This is a genomic window from Streptomyces sp. NPDC043812 (assembly GCF_056436245.1).
Map to the genome: position 1 here is coordinate 1 of NZ_JBWKCY010000061.1, position 9299 is coordinate 9299.

Annotated in this window: 8 protein-coding genes and 3 pseudogenes; 7 read left to right on the forward strand and 4 right to left on the reverse strand. The window is 67.6% G+C overall.

The features are described from left to right. Window positions 1-120 precede the first annotated feature (120 nt). From AC067Z_RS38040 to AC067Z_RS38060, 5 genes and pseudogenes are all read left to right on the forward strand, one after another. Window positions 121-501, forward strand: a pseudogene (locus AC067Z_RS38040) (site-specific integrase); the annotation flags it as partial. Between the two features lie 2 nt (window positions 502-503). Beyond that, window positions 504-1643, forward strand: a pseudogene (locus tag AC067Z_RS38045) (SulP family inorganic anion transporter); the annotation flags it as partial. Window positions 1644-1996: 353 nt separating this feature from the next. Beyond that, a pseudogene (locus AC067Z_RS38050) lies at window positions 1997-2044 on the forward strand (hypothetical protein); the annotation flags it as partial. 56 nt (window positions 2045-2100) lie between these two features. Then, a complete protein-coding gene (locus AC067Z_RS38055) occupies window positions 2101-2670 on the forward strand; it encodes a sulfurtransferase TusA family protein (protein WP_478794232.1) in 570 nt (189 codons plus the stop codon). Window positions 2671-3033: 363 nt separating this feature from the next. Continuing rightward, entirely contained in the window at window positions 3034-3327 is a 294-nt protein-coding gene (locus AC067Z_RS38060; RefSeq protein ID WP_478794225.1) for a hypothetical protein, read from the forward strand. Between the two features lie 258 nt (window positions 3328-3585). On the opposite strand, the gene AC067Z_RS38065 is transcribed toward AC067Z_RS38060, so the two are convergent. The 3 genes from AC067Z_RS38065 to nhaA are packed head-to-tail and all read right to left on the reverse strand — an operon-like array spanning window position 3586 to window position 5634. Continuing rightward, a complete protein-coding gene (locus tag AC067Z_RS38065; RefSeq protein WP_478794226.1) occupies window positions 3586-3849 on the reverse strand; it encodes a hypothetical protein in 264 nt (87 codons plus the stop codon). After that, on the reverse strand, window positions 3846-4307 hold the full coding sequence (locus tag AC067Z_RS38070) for a CBS domain-containing protein (RefSeq protein WP_478794227.1): 462 nt from the start codon (window positions 4305-4307) through the stop codon (window positions 3846-3848). The genes AC067Z_RS38065 and AC067Z_RS38070 overlap by 4 nt, the downstream gene beginning before the upstream one ends. 10 nt (window positions 4308-4317) lie before the next feature. Further along, the gene (gene nhaA, locus AC067Z_RS38075; protein ID WP_478794228.1) at window positions 4318-5634 is read right to left on the reverse strand and encodes a Na+/H+ antiporter NhaA; all 1317 of its coding nucleotides are present in this window, start codon (window positions 5632-5634) and stop codon (window positions 4318-4320) included. Between the two features lie 220 nt (window positions 5635-5854). On the opposite strand from nhaA, the gene AC067Z_RS38080 reads away from it, so the two are divergent. After that, window positions 5855-6907 carry a PucR family transcriptional regulator gene (locus AC067Z_RS38080; RefSeq protein WP_478794229.1) on the forward strand — a complete coding sequence of 351 codons (1053 nt, stop codon included), beginning with the start codon at window positions 5855-5857 and terminating at the stop codon, window positions 6905-6907. A gap of 444 nt (window positions 6908-7351) precedes the next feature. Next, complete coding sequence (locus AC067Z_RS38085; protein ID WP_478794230.1) at window positions 7352-8236, forward strand: slipin family protein; 885 nt, start codon at window positions 7352-7354, stop codon at window positions 8234-8236. 551 nt (window positions 8237-8787) lie between these two features. Here the strand turns inward: AC067Z_RS38085 and AC067Z_RS38090 are convergent. Continuing rightward, window positions 8788-8949: a transposase gene (locus tag AC067Z_RS38090; RefSeq protein WP_478794231.1), complete on the reverse strand. Its 162-nt coding sequence runs from the start codon at window positions 8947-8949 to the stop codon at window positions 8788-8790. Between the last annotated feature and the right edge of the window lie 350 nt (window positions 8950-9299).

Sequence of the window (9299 nt, forward strand, 5' to 3'; positions counted from 1 at the left end):
GGAACAACCCCCACAACTCGTCCGGCACCAACCGCTCAACGATTCCCACCATGAACAACACTCTACCGAGATAGCCAAATGAGATGACGTCTAAGAATGCGGTGCCGTCGCATTCTCCTGTGGGACGCCGGCACCACCCGGCTGCTCAATGGCCGCACCCGCGGGCCGGTGTTCGTCACCCACCGCCACCCCGGCCCAGGGAAGGCCGTCAGCCCCCGGGACATCTGCCCGGACACCGGCTTCGCCCGACTGTCGTACGGGCAGGCCCGCGCACTGCTGGACGAGCACACCGCCGTGCGCGGGCCGGGCACGGGCTGGGACCTGAACGAGTGGCGCCACTGCACCCTGGCCCACCTCGCAGAGGCGGGGGCGAGTCTGCTGATGCTGATGGCGAAGTCCCGGCACAAGAAGCCGGAGAACGTCCGCCGCTACTTCAAACCCAGCCCGGAGGCCATCGCCGAACTCACCAGCCTGCTCGCCCCCGGTGACAGCGGCCGCTGAACTCGAAGCTGATGCGATTCGTGCCGCGCTCGGTGATGGTCGGCTTCGTCAACGCCCTCGCAATCCTGATCTTCATGGCCCAGGTCCCCGAGATGCACGACGTGCCCTGGCCCGTCTATCCGCTGATCGCGGCCGGTCTGGCGCTCATGGTGTTCTTCCCGAAGGTCACCACGGTGATTCCGGCCCCGCTGGTCTCCATCCTCATCCTCACCGTCATCACAGTCGCGGCCGGGATCGCCGTGCCGACCGTGGGCGACAAGGGCGAGTTGCCGTCCTCGCTGCCCGTGCCGGGCCTGCCGGACGTGCCGTTCTCCCTGGACACCCTCACCACGATCGCGCCCTACGCCTTCGCCATGGCGCTCGTCGGTCTGATGGAGTCGCTGATGACGGCCAAGCTCGTCGACGACATCACCGACACCCGCTCCGACAAGACCCGCGAGTCCATCGGTCAGGGCATCGCCAACATCGTCACGGGCTTCTTCGGCGGCATGGGCGGCTGCGCGATGATCGGCCAGACGATGATCAACGTGAAGGTGTCCGGGGCCCGTACGCGTCTGTCGACGTTTTTCGCGGGCGCGTTCCTGATGGTGCTGTGCATCGTCTTCGGGCCGGTCGTCTCCGACATCCCGATGGCGGCGCTGGTCGCCGTCATGGTCATGGTGTCGTTCGCGACCTTCGACTGGCACTCCATCGCGCCCAAGACCCTCAAGCGGATGCCTGCCGGCGAGATCGCCGTCATGGTCATCACCGTGATGTGCGTGGTCGCCACCGACAACCTCGCCATCGGCGTCGTGGTCGGCTCCATCACCGCGATGGTCATTTTCGCCAAGCGCGTCGCCCACCTCGCCAACGTCACCGCCGTCACCGACCCCGACGGCACCAGCGTCGTGTACTCCGTGACCGGCGAGCTGTTCTTCGCCTCCTCCAACGACCTCGTCGGCCAGTTCAGCTACGCCACCGACCCCGACAAGGTCGTCATCGACCTGAGCGCCGCCCACATCTGGGACGCCTCCTCGGTGGCCGCCCTGGACGCGATCGAGACCAAGTACGCCCAGCGCGGCAAGAGCGTCGAGATCATCGGCCTGAACGACCCCAGCGCCGACCTCCACGGCAAGCTCACCGGCGAACTCTCCAGCCACTGACCCACCCGCAAAACCCGAGAGGACCCCGGCCGACCGCCGGGGTCCTTCGTCGTTCTCACAAACGATCCTCTCCCGGAGCAGGATCGGAAAAAGCCCGCGCGGAGCCGTCCGGGTCCGCGGTCCACGCCGCCGCCGTGTTCAGGACGGCGGGGGCCCAGGACGTGCTGAAGCTGGGGGCCGGGCAGGCCGGGACGCGCTGTTCTTCGCCCGCGAAGGCTTCACCGTCCAAGCAACCGACTTCAGCCCCATCGGGCTGAAGCAGCTGCGCGACGTCGCCCGCCCCGGGGAGCCGATGCGCGGGTGACACCGCGGTGCACGACGTTCGCGAGCTCCTGCCGCTGCCGGACGCCTCGGTGGACGCGGTCTTCGCGCACATGCTGCTGTGCATGGCGCTGTCGACGAAGGAGATCGACGCCCTGGTCGGCGAGGTCCGCCGTGTCCTGCGGCCCGGCGGGGCGTGTTCGTCTACACCGTTCGGCACACCGGCGACACCCACTACGGTGCGGGCACCGCGCACGGCGACGACATCTTCGAGCACGTCGGTTTCCCGGTCCACTTCTTCCCGCGCGAGCTGGTCGATCCCCTTGCCGACGGCTGGACCCTGAACGAGGTCCGCGCCTTCGAGGAGGGCGAGCTGCCCCGCCGCCTGTGGCGTCACCCTAACCCTGCCCCGATGACCGAGACCCCCGCACCGTCGGCGGACGTCACCTTCGACGGCACCAGCCTGCTGTGCGTCACCCTCCTGCTGAGGCTGCATGCCCGCATCGCCGGCGCCGATGCGGGCACGGTCGTCCACGTCATCGCCACAGACCCCGCCGCCCCTCATGAGCTGCCCGCCTGGTGCCACATGACCGGCCACACCTACCTCGGCGCGGTCCCCGGCGACGCCGACCGGCCGGTGTACGCGCGGTCGTATTCGGCCTGGGTCGGCCCAGCCCTGGCCGAGCGCCCGAAGCTCCCATGCGGGCCGGCCGTTACCGGCACGGTGTTGCCGGTACAGCTCCGCGATGTCCAAGTGGCCCGGTGACGCGGTAGATGTAGGGACGCGTGGCCCTGGAGCGTTCGCCGAAGAACCTCACGGGAAGCGACGCAGGCAGGGATTGCCGGAATCCCGCAGGTTGTGGGAGCGATGAGTGCCCGTCAGGTGCATGTCGTGGTCGAGCTGGACACCTGTACGTTCGCCTCACAGAGTGCCGGGAAGGCCCGCTGCGGCGCACCTGGCTCGTACAGACAAGTCCTGTGTCGGCCGTGTGTGATCACATTGACGATCGCCAGCGGCCCGAGGGGCGTAATCGACTGAGCGGTCCTCCGCCGTGCTCTGCCCGGAGCAGCAGGAGAGGGGCATCGCCCGCCGGGTACACCCCTCCGCCCCCACTTGAGGAGTTCTCCCGTGAACGACGACTACGAACCCGTCTTCAAGCGCAGCAAGTGGGGAACCAGCCGGTATGTCTACAACGCGAACAACCCCGTCGGGCTGGCGCTCATCATCATCAGCATTGCCTTCGCCGTGATCATGATGATCATGATGGAGAACCGGGTCGGACCCTTTGCCGCTCCGTCGCGCCCGGAGCCTTGGAGTCCCCCATCGGCGGAATACCCATGGCCTGCGCCATCGCCGACCATCAGCACCGAGTCAGCGCCAGTGTCTTCAACGCCGCAGGCCGGCGAACAAGCCACTCAGTAAGGGCCGCTTCAGCACACAGGGGACCTCGTCACAGCTGAGTTCGGCGTCACCACGCCGTTGATCCATGACGTACACCGATACGACGCGAACGCCGCGGAGATGCTCACAAACGTCCGACATCGGTGATCGTCGCACTTCGCGTGCCAGGACACTGGACGGGGCTCGAAGCGGGGCTGCCCGACTGACCGAGGTGATCGTGCCCGGCAGCGCGAGGTCCTGACCGGCCGCGCTGAAAGTTCACCGTTCGGCGGTTCATTCTCACTGCGGGCGTTGGGTCACGATGTACGCGACGTGCACTCCCGCGAGCAGCGCCCAGGCCACGGCACCGCCCCCGGTCGACTGCCAACCGATGACGCTGAGGAAGACGGCGCTCACTGCTCCTGCAGCCATCGCAGGGGCGTTGGTGACGAAGGCCCATTGTTTGCGTGCGCTGCCGGGCTGCCGTATCTCGGCGATCGCGGTCCTGATCACCAGTGCGACAGCCACAATGGCCACCGTCATCACCGATGCTGCGGTGTTCACGATGTCTCGATGAAGTGCTGCATGAGGCGCGCGGCTGTCACGGTGCCGAGGAGGCGTACGCGGCCGGCGTCGCGTTCGATGACGGCAACCAAAGGACTGTGGGTGCGGGCCATGAGGGCAGCCACTTCCATCGGGCGGGTGTCGGGTCCGACCGTGGGCGGCGGGTAGAGGCGGTGGGGCGCCCATTCGGCGACCGTGAGCCCGGCGAGCCGTTCCGCCACATCGGCGACTTCCTGCCGGTCGTCGACGACGGCCGCGAGCAGCGGGGCCTCGAGGATGTATGGGGGCATGAGCTGTCGGACGAGTTGTGAGCCGGGCACGATGGCGTTCGGCAGTCCGTCGGCGTCGAGGACCAACAGCGCGGGCAGTGAGTGCTCGGCCAGCATTCTGGCCGCGTCCACGGCCTGGTCGTCGGTGGTCACGTAGGGGTAGGGCTCGGCGAGATCCCGTGCGCGCATGACTGGCCTCTCACTGTCCGGTCCCGGCACTGTCGCTCCCCGGGCTGGTCTGCTGATAGATGTCGGGGACGCCGTCGGCATCCTCGTCGCGCATCTCCTCCTCGTACAGGCGGCGGTAGATGGCGTTGCGGCGTTTGACGAGCAGCGCGGCCAGGACGGCGGCAATCAGTGAACCGACGAGGACAGCGGCCTTGATGTGCTCGGCGGCGGCCGGGTCGGGGAAGGCGAGCTCGCCGATCAGCAGGGCGACGGTGAAGCCGATCCCGGCCAGGACCGCGAGCGCGAACACGTCCGCCCAGGCCAGGTCCGGGTTGATGCGGGCCCGGGTGAAACGGGCGGCCAGGTAGGTAGCGGCGAAGATCCCCACCGTCTTTCCGACGACGAGACCCAGCACCACCCCGAGCGGCTCCGGCTGTGTGAACACGTCGCCCAGGGACGGGAGTGAGACGGCGACGCCGGCGGCGAACAGGGCGAACAGCGGAACGGCTACACCTGCCGAGATGGGGTGCAGGACGTGGGAGGTGCGCTCGCCGGGCGACGCGGTCTCGTTCTTGTCGCGTGCGGTGCGCAGGATCAGACCCATTGCCACGCCGGCGACGGTCGCGTGGACGCCGCCGTTGTACATCAGGGCCCAGATCGTGACGCCGAGCGGGACGTACCACCACCAGCCGCGCACGCGGTAGCGCTGGAGCACCCAGAAGACGACCAGTCCGGCCACGGCCCCGCCCAGGGCCGCGAGGTTCAGGTCGCTGGTGAAGAAGATCGCGATGATCAGGATCGCGCCCAGGTCGTCCACGACGGCAAGGGTGAGGAGGAAGGCCCGCATGGCGGAGGGCAGATGGGTACTGAGGACGGCAAGGACGGCGAGCGCGAAGGCGATGTCGGTGGCCATCGGCACTGCCCAGCCGTCCAGGCTGCCGCCACCCGCTGCAGCGATGGCGGCATACAGCGCGGCGGGGACCACCATGCCGAAGAGTGCAGCGACGACGGGCAGGGCCGCCGTGGCCGGGGTGCGCAGCTCGCCGAGCACGAGCTCACGCTTCAGCTCGATCCCGGCGACCAGGAAGAAGATCGCCAGGAGACCGTCGGCGGTCCAGTGGCCCACCGACAGGTCCAGCCCGAGCACCGGAATGCCGAAGTGGAAGTCGCGGATCTGCTCGTAGGTGTCGCTCCAGGGCGTGTTCGCCCACACCAGCGCGACCACGGCTGCGGCCAGCAGTACGAGGCCGCCGACCGTCTCGGTTCGCAGCGCCTGGGCCACAGCTTGACGCTCCGGCCACGGCAGCAGGCCGAGGAAGGGGGAACGTTCACGAGGGGCAGCGGCCATCCGGGGACCTCCGGGGCATCGACGTACGGGCACACGGCCCCTAGGACGCCGACCAGACTTCCCGGCACACCGCGCGTCTTCTCGACGCGTTGCTGACACCCTAACCGCAGGCAGCAAGCCCGCCCAGACGGCTGCCGACCGCAGCTTCCCGGTGATCTGCCACCCTGATGACCGTTGCATCAAGATTGCGTCAGCGCAGCATCAAGGATCAGGGGGACGCGTGGCGGAGCACGAGGTGCCAGAGGACTACCTGGCGGGCTACACACAAATCCTCTCCGAGGTCGCCACGACCGGCCGCCGCCTGACCCGTGACGAACTGCAGTCCCGCCGCGCCCTCGGCGAACGTGCGGCGGAAGCAGGACATAGCCTGCGAGCCCTGGTCGTCCAGCACCTCGCCGCCACCCGGGCCGATTGGCCCGGACGCGCTGCTGACAGTGTTCTGGCTGCTGTCGAGCAGGCCATTGATGCCTTCTCCGAGGGGTACGAACGGGCCCAGCGCCTCGCCGTACGCCAGGAGGAAGCGGCCCGCCGCGAATTCATCGACGACCTGCTCTACGGGCGCAGCGACCTGGGCCGCCTTGCCGAACGGGCCGAACGTTTCGGGCTTCGCCTCTCCCATGCCCACGCCGTTGCTGTGGCCGGCCACTCCGCGTCATACGACGAGACCGGCGCCGTCCTGCGCAGGGTGGAGCAGGCAGTCTTCGCCCGTTACGGAGATCGGCGCATCCTCCTCACCACCAAGGACGGCCGCCTCGTCTGCATCGCCCCTGGCGACCAGGACGAGATCCTCGCCTTTTTCGCCAAGCACGCCCACGCAGCCACCGACGGAGGCCAGGTCGCGATCGGGCGCCCCCATCCGGGCCCGGGCGGCGTGGTCCACTCGTACGAAGAGGCACTCAACGCCTTCGACCTGGCCGAGCGCATGCACCTCGACGACTCCGTCCTGCGCGCAGCGGACCTTCTCGTCTACCCAGTTCTCACACGTGATCGTGCCGCAATGACAGACCTCGTCACCAACGTGCTCGGCCCCCTCAAGGGCAGCCGGGGAGGGCCCGGCCCGTTGCTAGACACCCTCACCGCGTACTTCGACGCGGGCTGTGTCTCAGCCGAGGCGGCACGCCGCCTCAACCTCAGCGTCCGCGCCCTCACCTACCGCCTCGAGCGCATCCACCGGCTCACCGGTGCAAACCCCGCAGACCCCGTGCACCGCTACACGCTCCAGACTGCGGTCATCGGAGCCCGCCTCCTCGACTGGCCACAAGCCGCGTCGTGAGTGTGAGCACCGAAACAGGCATGCGCGTCGGCATGCAGGACTCTGCTGCAGCCAATTCGTGTTCATCTTTGCCGGGAACCGGCATCGGCTGCGTCGACTCGGCCTTCTAGCCTTGGGCCGCGGGCAGGAGGCCGACTGTCCCTGGGGGCTCTTGCCCCCGCAGCGCCGGGGCCGGGTCGCCACCGCGCGCCGGGGTGTCCCCGAACGGGACAAAGCACCCCCGTGGACAACTGTCCGAGGCGTGAAACCTTCACTGACCTGCGTAAATGTGCAGCGTCTCGGCGGAGCCTGATTGTGCAGTGTGCTGACCACGTACCTGGCGTTTCCGTTCGAGACGCGGCAGCTGGTTCGAGAGGTGTCCGGGGGAGAACACCGCCGAAAGGGTCAAGTACAGGTAAAACGGGAACGCTAACGGGAGCAGTCCTTTTGAAGGAGGGCAGCGTCATGCTCGAGACAATCATGACGACGTTGGCCGTTGTTGGAACGGCTGCGGTGGTGTACGTGGCGGCTGCTGCTCGCGTGGTAAAGCAATACGAGCGCGGAGTGGTTCTCCGCTTCGGCAAGCTGCGAGGAGCGATCCGCGGGCCCGGATTCGCCATGATCGTCCCCGGGGTGGACCGGATGCACAAGGTGAACATGCAGATCGTGACGATGCCCGTTCCGGCCCAGGACGGGATTACCAGGGACAACGTCACGGTCCGGGTCGACGCTGTCATCTACTTCAAGGTTGTCGCTCCGGCCGATGCCATCATCCGCGTGGAGGACTACCGCTTCGCCGTTTCCCAGATGGCTCAGACCTCACTGCGCTCGATCCTGGGCAAGAGCGAACTCGATGACCTGCTCTCCAACCGGGAGAAACTCAATCAGGGCCTGGAGCTGATGATGGACAGCCCAGCCGTCGAGTGGGGCGTGACCATCGACCGGGTGGAGATCAAGGACGTCTCACTTCCGGAGACGATGAAACGCTCGATGGCCCGCCAGGCGGAAGCCGATCGCGAACGACGGGCCCGCGTCATCAACGCCGATGCCGAACTGCAGGCTTCCAAGAAGCTCGCAGAGGCAGCAGCCGCCATGGCCGACCAGCCCGCCGCGCTGCAACTGCGCCTGCTGCAAACTGTGGTGGCGGTCGCTGCGGAGAAGAACTCCACACTCGTCCTGCCCTTCCCTGTCGAACTGCTGCGGTTCCTGGAGAGGTCGACGCCTCGCGACTCGACTACGAGCACGGGTGGGCCGTCGGAATCAGTTCCTGAGGCAGCACAGCCGAACGGGGCCCAAGCGATGAATGCCCTTGACGCATACATTGCCGAGGTGCCCAAGCAGGGGGATTGACACCGCTTCCGCGTGATGGCGCCTCCGCTCGCGATCCCTGCCGAGGTCGGCGGGGCGACCGACGGCGTAGCGAAGGATGTCGCCGGACAGGGCGCCGGTGGGGCGGCACGACCGCCGCCGTAGGGATATAGACGTGGATGTAGTTGTCGGCGGGGCGTGCGCTCGCCTTACCTCTCTTCCGCGTGATCAAGCGGATGCCCCGGCCTGCCACTGCGGCAGCAGTGCAGCCCGGGGCCTCGCAAGGGTCGCCCGTCCGGAGCCCAACGCGATGAATGCCGGACAAGCGGTGTCCACCCGCCCACGCCAACGACGGGCCCGTACTCAGGGCACGGTCACTGGGCTGACCGGGCGACCGTCTCGCGGAATGCCGCCACTCGCTCAGGCCAGGCGTCGAGCAAAGGTGGCGGCGACCGGGAGGTCGCCTCCGGCGGATCCCCGGCGGGTGCGGTCCGGCCCGGTCACGCTTCTCCGGGATGGTGTGCGGGATCCGCCGTTTACATAGGTAGCTGCGGATTTGGCGCCCGGCAGATGGTCGAGTCGACCGACACCTCCTACTCGATACGCCCAGCCGCATCGGCCTTGACCTGTAGTTCCCTCATGACATGGGTCCAGGTTCCGTCGATCTGCCACCGCAGGAAGACTGAGTACGCGGTTTCCCACGGCCCGTACCGCTCGGGTAAGTCTGGCCACGGCGAGTCAGTCCGAGACCGCACCAGATCGCGTCGAAGACCTGTCGACGGTCCCGCGGAGGCCGCTCATCTTCGGTATCGGCGGCAACAGCGGTTCCAGCCGCTGCCACTGCGCATCCGTCAGATCGCCACGACCCATCTCAAAATCGCTTCACGGGACTGCGGCATGCGAACTCACTGCAGAAGAGGATCAACTCCCTCAGTCTGCCAGTCGCCGTCTCGCCTATGGACGCGCCCGCCGCTTCTCCCTCCGACGATTGAGGAACATCTCAGACACCGCCTTAGAGGTCGTTTTCATCTCTAATGCCCATCTATCGCTTGTTTTCTGATGTGCCGTGGTGTGGTGCTGAAGGGGCTGTTGGACTGATTGGTTC

Bases quoted from the DNA above. Each gene is read 5' to 3' on its own strand.
- AC067Z_RS38070 (WP_478794227.1), bottom strand. From the start codon at position 4,307: ATGCGCGCACGGGATCTCGCCGAGCCCTACCCCTACGTGACCACCGAC.
- nhaA (WP_478794228.1), bottom strand. From the start codon at position 5,634: ATGGCCGCTGCCCCTCGTGAACGTTCCCCCTTCCTCGGCCTGCTGCCG.
- AC067Z_RS38085 (WP_478794230.1), top strand. From the start codon at position 7,352: ATGCTCGAGACAATCATGACGACGTTGGCCGTTGTTGGAACGGCTGCG.